The organism is Amycolatopsis sp. NPDC004368 (assembly GCF_053602515.1).
In genome coordinates this window covers 26,907-45,536 of sequence record NZ_JBSGDT010000009.1, presented here as the reverse complement: position 1 = coordinate 45,536, position 18,630 = coordinate 26,907, and the positions used below count along the sequence as shown (strand labels likewise).

The following is an 18,630-nucleotide window of genomic DNA, read 5'->3' as shown; positions in this document are numbered from 1 at the left end:
CACTTCCTGATGACGGCTCACTTCCTGATGACGGCTCACTTCCTGATGACAATGCCCGCCGCCTCCCGGTCCCACAGCTCGCCGACGCGGTCCGCGGCGGCGGTCTTCAGCTTGTACTTCTCGATCTTCTCGCTCGGTGTCTTCGGCAGCCGCTCGATGAATTCGAGGTAGCGCGGCACCATGAAGTAGGGCATGTGCTCGTCGCAGAACGCGATGATCTCCTCGTAGGTCGCACTCGCGCCCTCTTCGAGCACGACGTACACCATCAGGTCGTCCTCACCCAGCTCCGAGGCCACGGGCACGGCCGCGGCCTCGAGGATCGCGGGGTGCCGGCACACGATGGTCTCCACCTCGTAGGCGGAGATGTTCTCGCCGCGGCGGCGGATGGCTTCCTTCTTGCGGTCGGAGAAGAACAAGTACCCGTCTTCGTCGAGCCAGCCGCGGTCGCCGGTGTGGAACCACAGGTCGCGCGTGGCGCCGACGGTGGCCTCGGGCATCTTGTAGTACTCGAGCATCGTCATGCCGGGTTCGTTGGGGCGCAGGCGGATCTCGCCCACCTCGCCCTGGGCCACGGGCCGGCCCTCGTCGTCCACGATCTGCACGCTCATGTCGGGCCGCACCCGGCCCGCCGACGGCACCTTCTCGATCGGATCGTCCGGGCTGAACACGGTGACCGCGCAGTTCTCCGTCATCGCGTACACGGAGGTGACCTGCGCGCCGTAGCGTTCGAGGAACCCTTCGGCCAGCTCGCGCGAGTTCGGCACCATCATGCAGATCCGCACCGAGTGGTCGCGGTCGCGCTCCGAGCGCGGCTGCTGCCAGATGATGTTCGCCATCGCGCCCAGTGCGTTGAACACCGTGGCCTTCGACTCGCGGATCTGCGACCAGAACCGGCTGGCCGAGAAGTGCGGGTACAACGCCACCGACGCTTCCGCCCACAGCGCGGCGTACACGGTGTACCAGATGGCGTTGCCGTGGAAGACCGGCAGGCAGGTGTAGAGCACGTCGTCGGGGCGGTAGGCGTTGAGCGAGGCCATCTGGTGGCCCACCGCGTGACCCTGTGCCTGCGGGCAGATCGCGCCCTTCGACGGGCCGGTCGTGCCGGAGGTGTAGAGGATCAGGTGCGGGTCGTTCCAGCGCACGGGTTCGTCGAGCCGCGGCGGCTCGGGTGAGGCCTGGCCCAGGTCCGCGAGGTCGTGGGTGGCCACGCCGTCGAGCGCGGCCAGCTGCGCCGGGTCCGTGTCGAGGCCCAGCACCGTGCGCACGGCGGGCAGTTCGGGCAGCACGGCGGCCACGCGCGTGAGCAGGTCGCCGGTCACGCACACGGCCGTGGAGTCGGACTGGTCGAGGAAGTAGCGCAGGAGCTCGCCCTTGGCGGCGGTGTTGAGCGGCACCGCCACGGCACCGAGCTTGCCCAGGCCCCAGAGCGTCCACAGGAACTCGGGCCCGTTGGGCATCATCATCGCCACGTGGTCGCCGCGGGAGATGCCGAGGGCGGCGAACCCGTTGGCGTAGCGGTTGGTCAGCTCGTCGAGGTCGCGGTAGGTGAACGTGTGCCCGGCCCAGTGCAGGAACGGCCGGTCGCCGACGCGGGCGGCCTTGTCGGCGAGGATGTGCGCGGTGGTCCTCTGGTCGATCTCGTAGTAGCGCATCGTCGGGCTGCCTCCCAATCTCGCCCCGGACGCTAACCCTCCACGGGCGATCGGTCAACAAACAGTTGTTGCAAGCCCGCTGCCCATCGACTCGTCACTCGCCGTAGTGTCTAATGGGCGGGTGACCGAACGAGCCACCGACTACGTCACCCCGATCGTCGAGATCGCCGCGAGCCTGTTCGCCCGCAAGGGTTACCACGGCACGTCGATGCGCGACATCGGCCGCGAGGTCGGCGTGCACGCCGGAAGTCTCTACGTGCACATCCAGAGCAAGGAGGACCTGCTCGAGGCGATCGTGCACAGCATCATGGAGCGCTCCGAGCGCGACATGGAGGAGATCCTCGCCGCCGGCGGCACGGCCACCGAGCAGCTGCGCCAGGTCGCCGCGCGCGACCTCAAGCTCATCGGCGAGAACAAGGAGTTCGCCACCGTTTTCTTCCACGAGTGGCGCCAGCTCAGCGAACCGCGCCAGCAGGCCGTGATCGCGAGCCGCGACCGCTGGGAGACCGGGCTGCGCGGCATCATCACCAAGGGGATCGAGTCCGGCGAGTTCCGCGAGGCCGACCCGCGCATCGCCGGCATCGCGCTCACGAGCATCCTGAATTGGGCGTATGTCTGGTATTCACCCGATGGGTCGCTCAGCACGGAAGAGCTGGCGGACCGGTTCGCCGACCTGCTGATCGAGGGCCTGCGCGCGCACTGATCGCGTTCTGTGGGCACTCTCTCGCACCACGCCCGGGGGTGCCTCGCGGACTTATGATCGCGGCATGCTCGAACTTTCCCCGGACCAGCTGCTGTCCACCACGCGCGCGGTGCGCAAACGCCTCGATTTCACCCGCGACGTGCCCGACGACCTCATCCGCGAATGCGTCGCCCTGGCCCTGCAGGCCCCGGCCGGCTCCAACGTGGTCACCGCCCGGTTCGTGATCGTGCGCGACGAGGCCAAGCGCCGCGCCATCGGCGAGATCTACGGCTCGGTCTTCGCCCAGTACAAGGCATCCCCCGGCTACCCGGGCAACAACGCCGGTGAGACCGAGCGCGACCGCGTGCAGTCGCGCGTGGCCCGCTCGGCCGACTACCTCGGTGACCACATGGGCGAAGCACCCGTGCTCGTGCTGGTCTGCAACGAGGGCACCGACCGCGTCTCGGCGACGGCGGGCATCTCCAACGTCCTGCCGGCCACGTGGAGCTTCATGCTGGCCGCCCGTGCCCGCGGTCTGGGCACGGCGTGGACGTCGATGCACACCGTGCGCGAGCAGGAAGTCGCGGACCTGCTCGGGATTCCGTACGAGACGGTCGCGCAGGCCGTGCTGACTCCGCTCGCTTTCACGAAGGGCACCGACTTCCGCCCGGCTTCACGGCCGGCTCCGGACGAGGTCACCCACTGGGACAAGTGGTAAGCGCACACGCCACACCAAGGACCGGCCCGGGTGTGTTCGCCCGGGCCGGTTCCGCGGTCACGGCTGGTAGGCGCACAGCGCCGACGGAGTTCGCCTTCTCCGAGACGACCTTGCCGTCGACGGTGATCTTGCAGGTGTTGTCCTCGTTGCCCAGCTCGAAGTCGACCGCGCGGAGGGAGACGGTCACGAAGGTCCGGTCCTTCATGTCCAGTGCCCGGCCCCACTTCTCCCCGGCCGGCACCACGTCCTGCGAGTGGGTGCCGAACCCGGCGCGCCAGTCCAGATTGGACTTCGAACCGGCGGTCACCTCGATCACGATCGCGTGCCGACCGGCCGCGACCTTCGGAGCCGTGTTGCCGCCGCTGTGAGCAGCGGCCGCCGTCCGGACGTCGTCGGCCGCGTCCTTCACGGCCGCGCCGAACGCGACCGTCCACACGAGACAGATCACGAGACCGATCGCCGACAGGACGATGGCCGCGATGGCCATCCCCTTGTTGTCGGCCCGGCCGTTGTCGGCGCGCACGAGGCCGACGGCGCCGAAGATCACACCGAGGATCGTGAGCGGCCAGGCGATCACGCCGACGACCGGGATGACCGCGAACAGCAGCCCGACCAGGCCGAGGACGAACCCGGCCACGCCGAGCCCGTTCTTGCGCTGCGAACCGACGGGACCGGGGCGCAGGACACGGGTTTTCTCTTTCGACTCCGACCCTCGGCGCGTCCGGGGTGATCACGCGCCGCCGCTTCCTCCATCCCCCCGGCGGTACTTCGCTACAAGGTCCCAACCGCGCGTTGCGTCACGAACCGGACACTGTGTCCGACCGTCCACAGCAGACGGCCCGGGTGAGCCTGAAGCTCACCCGGGCCGTCGAAGCCGGTGCCGGAACTCACCAGGGGTTGTTGTCCTGCTCGTCCGGGTCGATGCCGCCCGGCCGGCGGGGCGGCTGTGGTGCGGGCGGAGCGGCCGGCGGCGGCGTCGCCGCGCCACCGGACGGCGAGGCCGGACGGGCGGGCGGAGGTGGCGTCGCCGGGGGTTCGGGCTCGTCCGGCTCGTCGGCGTTGTCCGCGGGGGCGTCCAGGTCCGGGAACCGGCTGCTGAGGTTGCCGAGCAGCATGCCGCGGGTCTCCTGGTCCTCGTCGCCGAGGTTCTCGGTCATGACCTCGGCGACGCGCTGGGTGATGCCCGACTGCGCGCGCCGCATGGTGTCCAGCACCATGCGGGCCAGCTCCTCCGGGGGCATGGTGCGCGTCTTGGACCCGAAGACCAGGTCCGACACGACCCCGTCGGCCCCGACGGTGACCTTGACGGTGCCGTCGGCGCTCGATGCCGTGAGGCGCAGGCGTTCGGTCTCCTGCTGGGCCGCCGCGTAGCGCTCGGCCTTGCGGGCGAAGCCCGCCGCCCACTCGTCTATCCGCCGGATCGCCTCGTCGGGGTCCCTGATCAGGTCACCCAACCCTCCCGCACTGGTCATGGTGTTCGTACTCCTCGATCTGTTTCCTGCAAGTGAAAGTGCGGCGCCGGGCGGTGAGCCGGCCGGCGCCGCGCCGGGCTACTCCGGCTGCTGCGTCGTGCCGATGCGGAACTTCGACGGGTCGACGATCGGCGTGCCCTCGTACTGCGGCTGTGTCGTGCCGATGCGGAACGTCGACGGATCCACCACCGGCTCGTCGGGCACCGTCGTCCCGATGCGCGGGGAGAACGGCCGCAGCGGCTCGGAGGACTCCTGCGGAATCGTCGTGCCGATCCGCGGTGTCACCGGCGTCGCGTCCACGGGGTCCAGCGCGTCCTGGGCCTGGCTCGACATGGTCGTGCCGTAGCGCGGCGACAGCGGTTCGCCGCCGGACGGCGACGACGCGTAGGTCGAGCCGCCGCTGCCGCCCATGCCCGCGGCTTCGTCGCTGTTGGCCAGCTGGTTCAGGAAGGGCTGCGCCTCTTCCTTGTCACCGTCCACATAGGCCTGCGCCGTGGTGCGGACGTTGTCCGCCGTGGTCTGCATGCCCTCGGCCGCGGCGCTCACCGCGTCCTTGGCCTGCTGCCCCGTCGGGTTCACGATCGGCGGGAGGAACGCACAGAGCAGCCCGTAGGCCTCGTCGCTCAACGCGTAGTCCGCCGCCTGCACGGCGTTGTTCAGCCGGTCCACGAGTCCGTCGAGGTGGCTCGCGTGCGCTGTCAGCTCGTCGGGTTCGACATCGAAACCTCCGCTGGTCATCCCCGCCTCACTTCCAGTCCTTGTTCTTCCAGTCACCGATCACCGGGGGCGCGACGACCTCGTCGGGAGCGAAGAAGCTCGGGTCGTCCGACTCCACGTAGTCGGCGATCTTGTGTTCCTTGTCCTCCGGGCCCTTGCCGCCCTTGCCGGCGGCACCCATGCCGCCCATGCCGGGCTGTCCGGCCGCGCCCCTGGCGCCCGCCTGGGCTCCGGCGCCGCCGCGCGCGGCCAGCTCTTCCTCGGTCGGCGCGGCACCGGAACCGGCACCTGCGCCGGAGGCGCCACCAGCGCCACCGAGGCCCGCGCCCTTGATGCCGGCGCCACCGCCGATGCCGCCGATCCCGCCGCCCTTGATGCCGCCGGCCCCGCCGGCGCCACCACCGCCGAGACGGCTGGCGATGCTGTCCCCGTTGATCCCGCCGGCGCGGCCGATGCCCGAACCGCCGCCGAGGGAACCGCCCGTGACACCCGTGCCCGGGTTGAGCGGAGGCGGCGTGAACCCGCCGCCGCCGACGCCCGAGCCACCGCCCAGGCCGCCACCGCCGACACCAGTGCCCGGGTTGAGCGGCGGCGGGTTGAAGCCGCCGCCACCACCGGCGCCACCACCCACGCTGCCGCCGGTGACACCCGTGCCCGGATCCAACGGCGGCGGGTTGAACGTGCCCGAGGTCTTCGTGGTCTCGTCACCACCGCCGACGCCGCCACCGGTGATGCCGGTGCCCGGGTCGAACGGGGGCGGGTTGAAGCCGCCGCCACCGCCGGCGCCACCACCCACGCTGCCGCCGGTGACACCCGTGCCCGGATCCAACGGCGGCGGGTTGAACGTGCCACCACCGCCACCGGCCGCGCCACCCCCGGCGCCACCACCGGCACCGCCCGTCGTCACGCGCGTGCCCGGGTCGAACGGCGGCGGGTTGAACGTGCCGCCACCGCCGGCCGCACCACCACCCGCGGCCCCACCGCCCGCGGCACCGCCACCGGCGCCGCCGATCGGCAGGCCGTCCGGGCCGATGGGCCGGCCGTCGGGACCGATCGGCTGCCCGTCCGGGCCGACGGGCAGCCCCGGGCCACCGGCACCGCCGGCTCCCCCGCCGGCACCGCCCGCGCCGCCGCCGTTCGCGGCGGTCGAGCCCGGCAGCTTCGGCGGCGCGACGAACGACGCCGTGACGACGGCCGAGCCGATCGTCTGGTCGAACTGCGTCATCAGCTGCGCCGCCTGCTGGCGCGCGGCCTGCTGTTCGGTGAAGGTCGCCATGGCCTTGGCCGCCTGCGCGGCGTACTCGGCAGGGTCCTTCGTCTGCTGCAGCTGCGCGTTGGCCTGCTGCACGTCGAACTGCACCGGCGGGTTGGCGTTCATCGCGATCTGCGTCTCGTTGAGCGCCTGCGAGTGGATCTCCTGCTGCCGCCCGGCCAGGGTCGCGCCCTGGGCGGTGGTGCCGAGCCACTTGCCGACGTTCGCGAGGTGCTCACGCACCGCGTCGCCACCCGCGCCCTGCCAGTTGCTCGTGCTCGCGGTGATCGCGTCGGCGAGGTTCTGCTGGTGCGTGGCCAGGTCGTTGCCGACGCGCACCCACTCCTCCGACGACTCGGCCACGGTGCCCGAGTTCGCCTGCTGGGTGATGGCCTGCATCATCTGCTCGTGCGTGGCCTGCGACCAGTCGGTGTACGGGGCGCCGCCCTCGTTCTGCCGCGTCTGGATCCCGTCGTTGAGGCCGGTCTTCGCCTCCACGAGCCGCTGCTCGTAGAGCTCCTGGATCTTGTCGTTGCGCGTCTTCGGGTCGACGACCGGGCCGAGCCAGCCCTTGGCGATCTCGTCGTCGATCTCCTTGGTCGCCTCCGCGCGGATCTGGTCACCGGAAGCCACGTCGTCCGGTTTGACCGGGCCGACGTAGTACTTCGACGACGAGTCCGCCGTCGCGTCGTAGTAGGGGCTGTGCGGGTTGTAGTCCGGTGACGACGGGTCGGAGGCCGCGGTCGTGGACGGGTCGGTTGTCTTCACGGGATCCTCCTCAGGTCAGTTCGTCGACGGGAATGCGGTTGAGCGTGTCGCGCGAGCCCTGCTCGGTGTTGTCGTAGTTCTGCTTCGCCAGCTTGATCGCCTCGACGTACGTCGGGAACTCGTCGCGGGCGGCCTGCAGCTGCGTGAGCAGCCCCTGCGCGTCGGTGGCGGTGTTGACCATGTGGTTCGACACCCAGCGACCGGTCGCCGTGGCGGACATCTCCGGGGCCACACCGAGCTTCTGCAAAGCGTCCCACCGGGTCTGAAGGGTGTCGATCACACCTTCGAGCGCTTCGATCAGCTGGTTGCCCGTGGTCTCGTCCACCGCGAACCCGCCGGTCTCGGCCATCCGCTTCAGCTCGGTCCCGGACAACCTCGGTGTCAGCTCGCGCATGGCACCCACCTGCGCCGGGGTCGTGTCGTCGGCCACCGGATCTCCCTCCTCTTGGCGCGCGCGTCAGTAGACGGCGGCGATGCTGTTCTGCACGGCGCGGGCCACCTCGGACCGCCCGGCGGGGACGTACTTCGCGCTCAGGTCACCGGCCTCGCCGGTGGTGGTGTGGACCAGGTAGCGGCCGTCCGCGGTGTCGAGCCAGCTCAGCGGGTCGGCCGCGCGCAGCTCCCCGTGCCGGCCCCAGCCGGTGACGGTGAGGTGGCCGCCGCCGAGGCGCGGCGCGGCCATCACGCGCTCGAGCACCTCGGTGCTGCCGGGCGTCGGCGTCACGCGGGGGTCGCTGCGGCTGGGCCGCACGGTGCCGCGGACCTCGATCATCCCGAACGCGTCGGTCTCTTCCTCGTCCTCGGCCGCCTCGGCGATGCGCCGCGCGGTCATCGCGGACACGGCCCGCGTCGCCCGGCGGTTCACCTCGTGGGTGCCGGTCGTCGCGGGGCGCGCCGGGGGCAGCACACCGGTGACGACGTCCACGAGGTCCTCGTCGGCGAAGAGGGAGAACAACAGCTCGTCGGTGCGCGGGTTCTGCGTGATCCCGAGCGCCTGCCGGCCGTCGCTGAGCGCGAGCACCGCGATGTCGGCGCCGACGCCGTCGACCCCGGCCACCGCCACGGAGACCCGCGGCCGGGTCAGCAACCCGAACGCTGTCCGCACGCGGGGGCTGAGCTCACCGTGGGTGGAGAGCCGCTTCTCCTCCATCGCCCGGTACACCTGCGTCGCCACCCGCACGAACCGGATCGGATCCGAGGGCACCGTGCCGATCCGCAACGGGTACTGGCGGATGTCACCGCCGGTTGCCTGGCTGACCACAAGAGCTTCGAAGACGTCGAGAACGAACTCGAACCTGTCCGCCATACCCGAGAGCTTCCTTCCCCACGGCGGGTCGTGCACGGCCGGAGCCGCGGTCGGCGACACCTGCGCCGAAAATGGCTCAGATGTCACTGTTCGGAGCGTAGCAGCCCTGGCGTGGCGGCAAATCACCACTCGAACCGGTGCCCGAAAGACCATCCATCCGTGTCAACCCGGGCACGTCCTTCGCGCCCTTCCGCACCCATCACGGGGCGCGGGACCGATTCGGTTCAACGCCGGTCGGAAAATCTTTTCGATCTTCGCCCGCGGCGGCGCGAACGGGGACTCAGCCGAGCCGTGACTGGTACACGCGGAGGTTGAGCCGGACCAGTTCCAGCAGCGGCACGGACACGCCGAGCGAGTGCGCCCGGTCGACCAGGTCACCGAAGATCTGCTCGCCTTCCACGGGCAGCCCGGCCATGAGATCGCGGAAGAGCGACGGGCCACGCGGCGAACCGACCTCGGTCACCGTGGCGCGCGTCTGCTCGAGGGAGGCGGGCTCGACGGGGTACCCGGCCGCGGCGGCGACGGCCGCGCACTCGGCGACCACGGCCTCGGCGAAGGCGATCCCGCCGGGCTCGCCGGCGACGTCGCCGACGGTGCCGCGCATGAGCGAGGTCACCGCGCCGATCGACGCGATGTAGACCCATTTCGCCCACATCGCCGTCGAGATGTCCGCCGACAACGCCGTGTCGAAGCCCGCCCCGGAAAGCAGTTCGTGGACCTCGGCGAGCTCGGCCAGCGCCGGTTCGGTCCGCGCGCCGTAGGTCAGCGACTGGAGGTCGACGAGCCGGCGGATGTCGCCCGCACCGTCCACAGTGGTCATCACGATCGCCACGCCGCCGAGCACCCGCTCCTTGCCGAAGCGCGTCACCAGGGCGTCGATGTGGCGCATCCCGTTGAGCACCGGCAGCACGAGGGTGCGCGGCCCGACCGCCGGCGCGACGTCCTCGATCGCCTGCTCGAGCCCCGCGGCCTTCACCGTGAACAGCACGAGGTCGTAGGGCCCGGTGAGCTCGGCGGCGGTCACGAGCTTCGGCGTGAGCACGGTCTCCTCGCCGAGCCCGGTGATCCGCAGGCCGCGTTCCATCAGCGCCGCCGCGCGCCCGGGGCGCACCAGGAAGGTCACGTCGCGGCCGGCCTGGTGCAGCCGTCCGCCGAAGAACCCGCCGGTCGCGCCGGCGCCCACCACCAGGATTCGCTTCGTGCTCGTCACCACCGCGACGCTAGGCCTCTGGCTTTCCCGCGACAAGTCAGGAGTCGGCGCGCTCACACCGGAAATTCCCCGGCCGGCCGGCTCAGACCCCGACAACGCCGTCGACCCCTTCGCGCAGGAAGTCGGCGTGGCCGTTGTGCCGGGCGTACTCGTGGATCAGGTGCAGCATCACCATCCGCAGCGACACCTCCTCGCCCCAGCGCGCGCTGTGGCCGACGACGTCGAGCGACTCGGCCGCCGCCTCGATCCGGCGGGAGTGCTCCACCTCGGCCTCCCACGCCGCGAACGCCTCGGCGCGCGTGCCCTCGGTCGCGTCGTAGGCGGCCTGGTAGTCGCCGTCGGCCGACCACACGAGCGGCACGTCCTCGGCGTTGATCACCCGGCGGAACCAGGCCCGCTCGACCTCGGCCAGGTGGCGCACGAGCCCGAGCAGCGACAGCGTCGACGGCGGCATCGACTGCCGGCGCAGCTGCTCGTCGGTGAGCCCGTCGCACTTCATCGCGAGCGTCGCGCGGTGGAAGTCCAGGAAGGAGCGCAGCATCTCCCGCTCCCCCGCGACCGCCGGCGGCCCGATCCGTTCCGTCCCCACAGCTTCTCCTTCGTCCCCACAGCTTTTCCTCGCCCCCCAGGGCCCCAGCACCGGCGCGTCCCCGCACTCGGTGGCGCTCAGGCTACCGGCGCGGCTAGAGCTGCTCCGCGGTCGTGCGCCGGCGGAACTCGAGGAACACCACCGGTGCCAGCACCACGCAGCACACGCCGACCACGGCGGCGACCAGCACGGTGGCCGCGGACAGGCCCTGGGCGAGCGAGAGCAGGCCGACGCAGATCACCGGGCCCGCGAGCCCGACGTAGCTGACCACGCAGTAGCTGCCGATCACGGCGCCGCGCTCGGCCGGCGGCGTCACCGTCGTGAGCTCGGCCAGCGCGCCGGTGAACACGAGCCCGTGACCGGCCCCCGTGCCGAGCATCGCCGGCACCACGAGCCACGCGACGCCGGCCTCGTTCGCGACCACGAGCAGGACCAGCCCGACGGCGAGGACCAGGAGCCCGCCGGCCTGCGCGGCCGTGGGCGCGAGCCGGCCGGCGCCGAACTGCACGAACCCTGACGTGGCGATCATGAGCGTGAGCGAGGCCGCGGCCACCGCGAGATCGGCCGAGCCCAGCATCCGCGACACGAGCGAGGGCACCACGGCGGAGAACATCCCGAGCACCGCCCACGCCAGCAACGACGACGCGCCGGCGATGACGAACGTCCGCCGCACCACCGGCGGCACGCCGAGCCGCGGCCGGCGCAGCCGCTTGTCCCCCGTGCGCACCGGCCGCGGGGTGCGCAGCACGAGCAGCGCCACCGCGGCGACGGCCACCGCGTGGACCACGAACGACAGGTGGCGAGGCAGCGGGCCGTACTGCGCGAGCATCCCGGCGGCCCGCGCTGTCGTTGAGCATCGCCTGCGCCGGCGCCCATGCCGAGCCCCTGCAGGATCCGCGCGACGAAGAGCCAGCCGGTGCCGGTGGCGAGCGCGAAGACGACGTCGCCGAGCAGGAATGCGGCGAGCGCGAAGAGCATCAACGGCCGGCGCCCGATGGTGTCCGACAGCGGCCCGGCCACCAGGCGCCCCGGCACGATCACCGCGACGGCGACCGCGTACAGCAGCGTCTGGACCAGCGCCGAGAAGCCGAAAGTGGTGCGCAGCAGAGCATACAGCGCGCTCGGCACGTTGTTGCCCACGTAGAGCGCGGCGAGCGTCGCCGCGCCGGCGACGAATGCCCCGCGCGAAGCGGACACGGAAACCGGCGCGCGGCGCGGTGAAGACATGCCCGCACCGCGGAATGTTGACTTGCTCCGCACAAGTCAGCTCTCCCGCGAGGGCTCAGCTCACCGGTTCGGCCAGCTCCAGGGGTTCGGGCGAGCGCCACGGCCGGTACCAGAGCATGTCCTCGCGGCGCAGCGGCTCGCCGCACTCGTCGCACACCGTGCGGGGTCGCGTGCGCGCGCCGCAGGCGCTGTGGACGATCAGCATCGGCTCGGCCGGCGGGTCGGCCCGGGTGTGCTCGTCACCCCACGCCGCGAGCGACAGCAGCACCGGCAACGCGTCGGCGCCCGCCTTCGTCAGCCGGTACTCGTGTCGGGTCCGGCCGCCGTCGCGGTAGGGCACGCGGGTGAGCAGACCGGCTTCGGTGAGCTTGGCCAGGCGAGTGGTCAGGACGTTGTCGGCGATGCCGAGTTCGTCGCGGAACTCGTCGAAGCGCGTGGTGCCGGTGGTGGCGTTGCGCAGGATCAGCAACGTCCACGGTTCGCCGAGCACGTCGACCGCCCGCGCGATCGGGCACGCCTGCCCGGCCCACTGGATGCGTCGGGCCATGATCGCTCCTCTCCGCACGCACCACCGTCGGCCAAGGAGCGGCCCTCGCTGCCTTGCGCGGTGCAAGCCGTCATCGACGGTAGCACGCGGTAGTGCCCCGCTGGGCCGTTCGGCCGAACACAGCGACCACACAGCAACGCACAGGAAACAGACAGGTGTAAACCGCTGCAACACCGGGGTTCCCGGGCGTTGTCCCGGTATGGCAACCCGGCTGAGATGGACCCTCGTCGCCGCGGGGATCACCGCGACGGTCCTCACGACGGCGGTCGTGGTCACGGCGAGCACCCGGCACGTGACTCCGGTGTCGGCGGCACAACCCCTGCCGCCACCGCTCACCAGCCCGCCCCCGAGCACGGCACCGACGACACCCACCTCCACGACCCCGGCGACGCCGCTGCCCGACCCCGTGGGCGTGGCCGACGACGTGATCGACGCGGTCACCGCCGCGTCGAAGGGCACGCAGGTCGGGCTCGCCGTGTACGACACGAAATCGGGCAAGACCCTCGCGCTGGCCGACTCGGAAACCCCGTACTACACGGCTTCCGTGGTGAAGCTGCTGATCGCGCTCGACTCGCTGTACGACGGCGGCACCTGGCAGGTGCCCGAGGGCAGCGCCGCCGGCGGCCTCACCGACATGATCGCCGGCAGCGACGACGCCATCGCCTCGAAGCTGTGGGAAGCCGACGGCGGAACGGCGATCATCGGGCGGATGGCCGACCTCATCGGGCTTTCGCACACGCTCGAGCCGACCGACCCCGGCCAGTGGGGCATGACGAAGATGAGCCCCGACGACGTCGTCACCACCTACCGCTACCTCACCGACACCGTCCCCGACGCCACGGCGCAGCCCCTGCTCGACGCGATGGCCGCCGCGCGCCAGCCCGCCGACGACGGTTACCCGCAGTACTTCGGCATCCCCGACGGGATGCCCGGCGCGACGTGGGAGATCAAGCAGGGCTGGATGATCCTGCGCTCGGCCCTCGTGCTCAACACCACCGGCATCGTCGACTCGCGTTACGTCGTGGTGCTGATGACGCAGCAGCCGGCCGGCACGTCGTCGGCGAACGGCCGCGCCGCGGTGACGGCGGGGATCAAGGCGCTGGCGCCGGCACTCGCTGCGTGGACGGCCGACTGAGCGGGCCGGCCACGCAGCCGCCCCTCCATTCCGGACGGATCGTCAGGACCCCGCCACCGCGGTCACACCGCGGGCACGCTCGATGTCCGGACCTCGGTAGAGCCGCTCGGGGATCGACGCCAGCGTGGACTCGTGCACCTGCGGCCCGAGGCCGTAGAGCTTCTGGAAGCTCATGATCAGCGGGCGCCACGCGTCGGGGTCCACGTGGTCCTCGGTACCGGGCAGGCGGATGTCGTCGTGCACGAACACGCGCTGCACGCGCACTTCCAGGCCGAGGACGCCGCCGCGCTGGGCCTCGTCTTCGTCGGCGAACGGGTGGGTGGCCTCGAGCACGGCCTCCATCGCGACCGAGCATTCGGCGACGCGCGGGGGCGCGACCGTCTCGGACGCGACCGGGGTGAGGCCCGCGCGGCCGAACTTGTCGGCGACGTGGAAGTAGCCACGCTGTTCCTTGCGCGGCGGCACCGGGTCGGAACCCGTGGTGAGCGCCAGCCGGTCGACGGCGCCGGCGAGCGCGGCCGAGGGCAGGTTCAGCACGCACTCCCGCGTGCGCAGCACGTTCCCGGCCGTCTTGGACCGTGCGCTGAGACCGAGCATGGCGCGCCAGCCGAGCCAGAACGCCGAGGACATCGGGGCGAGGTTCGCCGAACCGTCCTCATTGGTGGTGGAGATCAGCACCACCGGGGTGCCGAAGTACAGGATTCCGGGCTCGATGGCCGTGTGCAAGGGAAAAGTCGTGGTCACGTACCCCAGTCTGCGCACCGGGACGGCGCTCGGCTGGCGGGAAACGGACGTCGCGATCACGGCGTCCGTTCCCCGTCGGCCGAGGGTCAGGCGATGCCCGCCGACAGCAGTGCGCGCTTGGTCAGCACCCGCGCCAGGTGCCGCCGGTACTCCGCCGACGCGTGGGGCTCGTCGGGCGGCGAGGTGTCCTCGGCGGCGAGCGCCGCGGCCTCGGCGGCCGACGCGCCGTCCGCCAGGGCCTTCTCCGTGGCCGCCGCCCGCAGCGGCGTGCCGCCGAGGTTGATCAGCCCCACGGACCTGCCGACCACCGCGACACCCACGATCGCCCAGTCGATGGCTCGGCGCGTGAACTTCTCGAAGCCCCAGCCGAGACCGGCCTGGCTGGGCAGGCGGATCTCGGTGAGCAGCTCGTCCGGCTCCAGCGGTGTGGTGAACGGGCCCAGGAAGAACTCCGCGGCGGGGATGCGCCGCTCCCCCGCGGGGCCGCGCGCCACGAGCACGCCGTCGGACGCGAGGATCACCGCGGGCAGGTCGGCCGCCGAGTCCGCGTGCACGAGCGAACCACCGAGCGTGCCGCGGTGGCGCACCTGCGGGTCGCCGACGGCACCGGAGGCGTGGGCGACGAGGGGCGAGTGCTCGGCCAGCACCGGATCGGTGTGCAGGTCGTGGTAGCGCGACAGCGCGCCGATCACCACCTCGCCGCCTTCGACGCGCACGAACTTCAGCTCGTCGATCGGCGCGATGTCCACCACGACCGCGGGTGCCGCGAACCGCAGTTTCATCAGCGGCAGCAGCGAATGCCCGCCCGCGAGCAGCTTCGCGTCGTCGCCGTGCTCGGCCAGCAGCGCCAGCGCCTCGTCCACAGTGGACGCCCGGCGGTAGGAGAACTCGGCGGGGATCACCGGTCCACCTCCTGCCCGGAGGCCTCGACCACGGCGCTCACGATGTTGTGGTAACCCGTGCAGCGGCACAGGTTCCCTTCGAGCGCCTCGCGCACCTCGCGCCGCGACGGCTTCGGGTTCTCCTTGAGCAGCGACACCGACGCCATCATCATGCCCGGCGTGCAGAACCCGCACTGCAGGCCGTGTTGCTCGCGGAACGCGCGCTGCACGGGGTGCAGCTCGCCGCCGTCGCCGGCCAGACCCTCCACTGTGGTCACTTCGTGGCCGTCGGCCTGCGCCGCCAGCACCGTGCACGACTTCACCGACTCGCCGTCGAGCAGCACCGTGCAGGCACCGCACGATGTGGTGTCGCAGCCGATGTTCGTGCCTGTGAGGCCGACGGTGTCGCGCAGGTAGTGCACGAGCAGTGTCCGGTCCGGCACCTCCCCGGCCGCGGTCCGGCCGTTGACCTCGATGGAGACCCGCACGTCAGTTCGCCTTCCTCACGTCGTTCAGGGCCGCCCAGACCCGCATCGGGGTGGTCGGCATGTCCAGGTGGTGCACGCCGAGGTGGGCGAGCGCGTCGACCACCGCGTTGTGCACCGCCGGGGTCGAGCCGATCGTCGCCGCCTCGCCGATTCCCTTGACGCCCAGCAGGTTCCGGGTCGTCGGCGTGGCCATGTCCACGAGCTCGAAGTCGGGCAGCTCGGTCGCGGTCACGAACGAGTAGTCCGCGAGCGTGGCCGTGGTCGGGTTGCCGTCGTCGTCGTAGTTCACGACTTCCAGCAGCGCCTGCGCGATGCCCTGGCCGAGCCCGCCGTGGCGCTGGCCGCGGAAGGTCAGCGGGTTGACCACCGGCCCGGCGTCGTCGACCGCGACGAGCCGCCGCACCTCGACCTTGCCGGTCTCCGTGTCGACCTCGACCACGGCGAGGTGCGCGCCGAACGGGAAGGTCGGCTTGCCGTCGCCGAACCACACGTCGGCCGACAACGCGTCCGCGTCGGACGCCGCCACGATCCGCGCCCAGTCGAGCGGCGTGCTCGACGGCGCGCCGCGCACCTGCCAGACCCCGCGTTCGGTGTCGAGCTCCAGGTCCTCGGGCGCCGCCTCCAGCAGGTCGGCGGCCAGCTCGCGGGCCTGCGTGAGCACCTCGTCGGCCGCCTGCCGGATCGCCGAACCGCCGAGCTGCAGCGACCGCGAACCGAACGTGCCGACAGCGCGCGGCACCTCGTCGGTGTCGCCGTGCTTCACGGTGATCTTCTCCAGCGGCACGCCCAGCTGGTCGGACAGCAGCATCGCCAGCGACGTCGCCAGCCCCTGCCCGTGCGGCGAGCTGCCGGTGTAGGCGGTGACGGTCCCGTCGGCGTGCACGACGACGCGGCCGCTCTCCCCGTTGGCGTCGCCACCGGTGATCTCGACGTAGGCCGCGAGGCCCAGCCCGAGCGCCACCGGGTCGCCCGCCGCGCGGCGGGTTTCCTGCTCGGCGCGCAGTTCGGCGTACCCCGCGGCTTCGAGCACCTTGTCCAGGGCCGCCGCGTACTCGCCCGTGTCGTAGTCCCCACCGGTCGGCGTGGTGTACGGGAACTCCTCCGGGCGGATGAAGTTGACCCGCCGCACCTCGGCGGGGTCCAGGCCGATCTCGGCGGCGAACAGGTCCATCGCGCGTTCGACCGCGGCCGTCGCCTCGGGCCGGCCGGCGCCGCGGTAGGCGGCGATGGGCGTGGTGTTGGTGACCACGCAGCGGCTGCGGGTCTGCACGACGGGGAACCGGTAGACGCCCGGCGCCATCATCTCCGTCAGTGTGGGCAGGAACATCGCGCGCGGGTAGGCGCCGCTGTCCTGCACGACGTCGATCCGGTACGCGAGCACGGTGCCGTCGCGCTTCCCGCCGATGGTCACGGTGTTCTGCTGTGCCCGGCCGTGGGTCATCGACGTGAGGTTCTCGCTGCGCGACTCGGTCCAGCGCACCGGCCGCCCGACGGCGCGCGCGGCCCAGCCGAGCAGGCTCGCCTCGGGGTCGGCGCCGATCTTCGCGCCGAAGCCGCCGCCGACGTCCGGGGCGATCACGCGCACCCGCTCCTCGTCCAGCTCCAGCGCTGCCGCCACGGTGCTCCGGGCGATCTGGGCGTTCTGAGTGGACAGCCACAACGTGAGCCGCCCGTCCTCGCCCCACGCCGCCGATCCGCCACGCACCTCGAGCGAGGCCGGGGCCACGCGCGGGTTGAGGATCGTCTGCGAGACGACGACGTCGCATTCGTCGAACACCGCGTTGTCGAACTCCTCGGCGCCGTTCACCTGCATGACGTTGCCGGTGGCGCCACCGGGGAACAGCTCGGTCTCCCCGGCCAGCGCGGCGTCGATGCTCGCGACGGCGTCGAGCGGGTCGTAGTCGACGTCGACGAGCTCGGCCGCGTCGGCCAGCTGGTAGCGCTCCTCGGTGAGCACCAGCGCGACGGGCTCACCGACGTAGCGCACGACGTCGGTGGCGAGGAACGGTTCGGTCACGGGACCGGCTTGCTGGGGCGCGAGGTCGAGGTCTGCCGCTGTGAACACGCCGACGACTCCCGGGGCCTGCTTCGCCTCTTCCGTGTCGATGCCGGAGATGCGCGCGTGGGCGATCGGGCTGCGCACGAAGACCGCGTGGACCGCACCGGTCAGCGCGGCCTCCCGCAAGTCGTCGACGTACGTTCCGCCCGAGGTGATCAGCTTCTCGTCCTCTACGCGCACCACTCGGGTGCCGACAATGCTCATCTGGCCTCCTGCTCGGGATTACCCCGCCGATCATGCCCTTTCGAGCGCCGCCACGTCACCCTGCCCCGCAACGGTTGCGCGGCGATCAGCCGGCGAAGGCCTCGCGGGCGAGCACCACGGCGAGGACCAGCCCGCCGAGCGCGATCACGATCCGCAGCGGTGTGGCGGGTAAGTACCGCACCAGAACCGAACCGAGCCAGGAACCGGCCACCGAGCCGGCGCACACCGCGAGCGCCGCGGGCCACAAAACTCGGCCCGTGAACGCGAACACGCCGGCGGCGATCAGGTTCGCCGTGCCCGTGGCGATGTTCTTCGCGGCGTTGGTGCGGGCCAGCGGCTGCGTCCACACGGTGGTGAGCAGCGCGAGCATCAGCACCCCGGCCGCGGCGCCGAAGTAGCCGCCGTACACGCCGACGCCGAACGCGGCCGCCCCGGTGACCGGGCCGATGCCGCGGTGCTCGCGATTTTCACCGGGGTCGGCCGGCCGGCGCAACCGCGGGCCCGCCAGCAGGAGCAGCGACGCACCGGCGATCAGCCACGGCACCACGACCGTGAACGCGCCGGGCGGGGTCAGCAGCAGCACCAGGCCGCCGCAGCCGCCGCCCGCCGTGGTGATGAGGCACAACGGCAGCAAGCGGCGCCACTGCCCCTTCAGCTCGGGGCGCGCGCCGGCGGCCGCCCCGGCGGTGGTGCCCAGCATCGCGACGGTGTTGGTCATGTTCGCGACGACGGGAGGCATCCCGGCGGCGAGCAGGGCGGGATACGACACGAGCGAGGCCAGTCCCGCGGTGGCGCCGACGAGGCCCGCACCCACCCCGGCGAGCACCAGGAGGGCGAGCTCGCCCGCGTCGATCATCACGCCCGCCATCAGAACACGGGCCGCCGCGGCGTTCCAGAGTGGCCGTATAGGTTGTTATACATGTCACTTCCGGCGGAACGGACACCGCCGAACGGACGCCCGGCGACCGTCGGACAGGCG

At 71.9% G+C, this 18,630-nt stretch carries 18 protein-coding genes and 2 pseudogenes; 3 read left to right on the top strand and 17 right to left on the bottom strand.

The window, feature by feature from the left end:
- Nucleotides 1-35: 35 nt before the first annotated feature.
- Entirely contained in the window at nt 36-1,652 is a 1,617-nt protein-coding gene (locus ACWEOE_RS15510; RefSeq protein ID WP_452008940.1) for an AMP-binding protein, read from the bottom strand.
- Nucleotides 1,653-1,773: 121 nt separating this feature from the next.
- On the opposite strand from ACWEOE_RS15510, the gene ACWEOE_RS15505 reads away from it, so the two are divergent.
- Nucleotides 1,774-2,355: a TetR family transcriptional regulator gene (locus ACWEOE_RS15505; protein WP_452008937.1), complete on the top strand. Its 582-nt coding sequence runs from the start codon at nt 1,774-1,776 to the stop codon at nt 2,353-2,355.
- Between the two features lie 64 nt (nt 2,356-2,419).
- Nucleotides 2,420-3,052, top strand: coding sequence for a nitroreductase family protein (locus tag ACWEOE_RS15500; protein WP_452008935.1), 633 nt, complete (start codon nt 2,420-2,422; stop codon nt 3,050-3,052).
- On the opposite strand, the gene ACWEOE_RS15495 is transcribed toward ACWEOE_RS15500, so the two are convergent.
- The 11 genes and pseudogenes from ACWEOE_RS15495 to ACWEOE_RS15445 form a co-directional block, all read right to left on the bottom strand.
- Nucleotides 3,030-3,689, bottom strand: coding sequence for a DUF4190 domain-containing protein (locus ACWEOE_RS15495; RefSeq protein ID WP_452008933.1), 660 nt, complete (start codon nt 3,687-3,689; stop codon nt 3,030-3,032). The two genes, ACWEOE_RS15500 and ACWEOE_RS15495, sit on opposite strands and share 23 nt — an antisense overlap.
- A gap of 250 nt (nt 3,690-3,939) precedes the next feature.
- Nucleotides 3,940-4,524: a YbaB/EbfC family nucleoid-associated protein gene (locus tag ACWEOE_RS15490; RefSeq protein ID WP_452008931.1), complete on the bottom strand. Its 585-nt coding sequence runs from the start codon at nt 4,522-4,524 to the stop codon at nt 3,940-3,942.
- Between the two features lie 447 nt (nt 4,525-4,971).
- Nucleotides 4,972-5,262: pseudogene (locus ACWEOE_RS15485) on the bottom strand (type VII secretion target); the annotation flags it as partial.
- 7 nt (nt 5,263-5,269) lie between these two features.
- A complete protein-coding gene (locus ACWEOE_RS15480) occupies nt 5,270-7,261 on the bottom strand; it encodes a hypothetical protein (RefSeq protein ID WP_452008928.1) in 1,992 nt (663 codons plus the stop codon).
- A 10-nt stretch (nt 7,262-7,271) separates the two neighbouring features.
- Complete coding sequence (locus ACWEOE_RS15475; RefSeq protein ID WP_452009445.1) at nt 7,272-7,655, bottom strand: hypothetical protein; 384 nt, start codon at nt 7,653-7,655, stop codon at nt 7,272-7,274.
- A gap of 63 nt (nt 7,656-7,718) precedes the next feature.
- Nucleotides 7,719-8,567: an ESX secretion-associated protein EspG gene (locus ACWEOE_RS15470; RefSeq protein ID WP_452008926.1), complete on the bottom strand. Its 849-nt coding sequence runs from the start codon at nt 8,565-8,567 to the stop codon at nt 7,719-7,721.
- Nucleotides 8,568-8,847: 280 nt separating this feature from the next.
- Nucleotides 8,848-9,777 carry a 2-dehydropantoate 2-reductase gene (locus ACWEOE_RS15465; protein ID WP_452008924.1) on the bottom strand — a complete coding sequence of 310 codons (930 nt, stop codon included), beginning with the start codon at nt 9,775-9,777 and terminating at the stop codon, nt 8,848-8,850.
- 82 nt (nt 9,778-9,859) lie between these two features.
- Nucleotides 9,860-10,366: a DinB family protein gene (locus ACWEOE_RS15460; protein WP_452008922.1), complete on the bottom strand. Its 507-nt coding sequence runs from the start codon at nt 10,364-10,366 to the stop codon at nt 9,860-9,862.
- A gap of 94 nt (nt 10,367-10,460) precedes the next feature.
- Entirely contained in the window at nt 10,461-11,195 is a 735-nt protein-coding gene (locus tag ACWEOE_RS15455) for an MFS transporter (RefSeq protein ID WP_452008921.1), read from the bottom strand.
- Nucleotides 11,196-11,290: 95 nt separating this feature from the next.
- A pseudogene (locus ACWEOE_RS15450) lies at nt 11,291-11,593 on the bottom strand (MFS transporter); the annotation flags it as partial.
- Between the two features lie 55 nt (nt 11,594-11,648).
- Nucleotides 11,649-12,140 carry a winged helix-turn-helix transcriptional regulator gene (locus tag ACWEOE_RS15445; protein ID WP_452008918.1) on the bottom strand — a complete coding sequence of 164 codons (492 nt, stop codon included), beginning with the start codon at nt 12,138-12,140 and terminating at the stop codon, nt 11,649-11,651.
- Between the two features lie 199 nt (nt 12,141-12,339).
- Between ACWEOE_RS15445 and ACWEOE_RS15440 the strand changes: the two genes are divergently transcribed.
- Nucleotides 12,340-13,275 (top strand): hypothetical protein, encoded by a 936-nt coding sequence (locus ACWEOE_RS15440; RefSeq protein WP_452008915.1) that lies wholly within the window; start codon nt 12,340-12,342, stop codon nt 13,273-13,275.
- Between the two features lie 42 nt (nt 13,276-13,317).
- On the opposite strand, the gene ACWEOE_RS15435 is transcribed toward ACWEOE_RS15440, so the two are convergent.
- From ACWEOE_RS15435 to ACWEOE_RS15415, 5 genes are all read right to left on the bottom strand, one after another.
- A complete protein-coding gene (locus ACWEOE_RS15435) occupies nt 13,318-14,019 on the bottom strand; it encodes a flavin reductase family protein (RefSeq protein WP_452009443.1) in 702 nt (233 codons plus the stop codon).
- Nucleotides 14,020-14,105: 86 nt separating this feature from the next.
- On the bottom strand, nt 14,106-14,921 hold the full coding sequence (locus ACWEOE_RS15430; RefSeq protein ID WP_452008912.1) for an FAD binding domain-containing protein: 816 nt from the start codon (nt 14,919-14,921) through the stop codon (nt 14,106-14,108).
- Nucleotides 14,918-15,388 carry a (2Fe-2S)-binding protein gene (locus tag ACWEOE_RS15425; protein WP_452008910.1) on the bottom strand — a complete coding sequence of 157 codons (471 nt, stop codon included), beginning with the start codon at nt 15,386-15,388 and terminating at the stop codon, nt 14,918-14,920. Before ACWEOE_RS15425 ends, ACWEOE_RS15430 begins: the two co-directional genes overlap by 4 nt.
- 1 nt (nt 15,389) lies before the next feature.
- Nucleotides 15,390-17,651: a xanthine dehydrogenase family protein molybdopterin-binding subunit gene (locus ACWEOE_RS15420; protein ID WP_452008908.1), complete on the bottom strand. Its 2,262-nt coding sequence runs from the start codon at nt 17,649-17,651 to the stop codon at nt 15,390-15,392.
- A gap of 85 nt (nt 17,652-17,736) precedes the next feature.
- Nucleotides 17,737-18,519 (bottom strand): sulfite exporter TauE/SafE family protein, encoded by a 783-nt coding sequence (locus tag ACWEOE_RS15415; RefSeq protein WP_452008906.1) that lies wholly within the window; start codon nt 18,517-18,519, stop codon nt 17,737-17,739.
- Between the last annotated feature and the right edge of the window lie 111 nt (nt 18,520-18,630).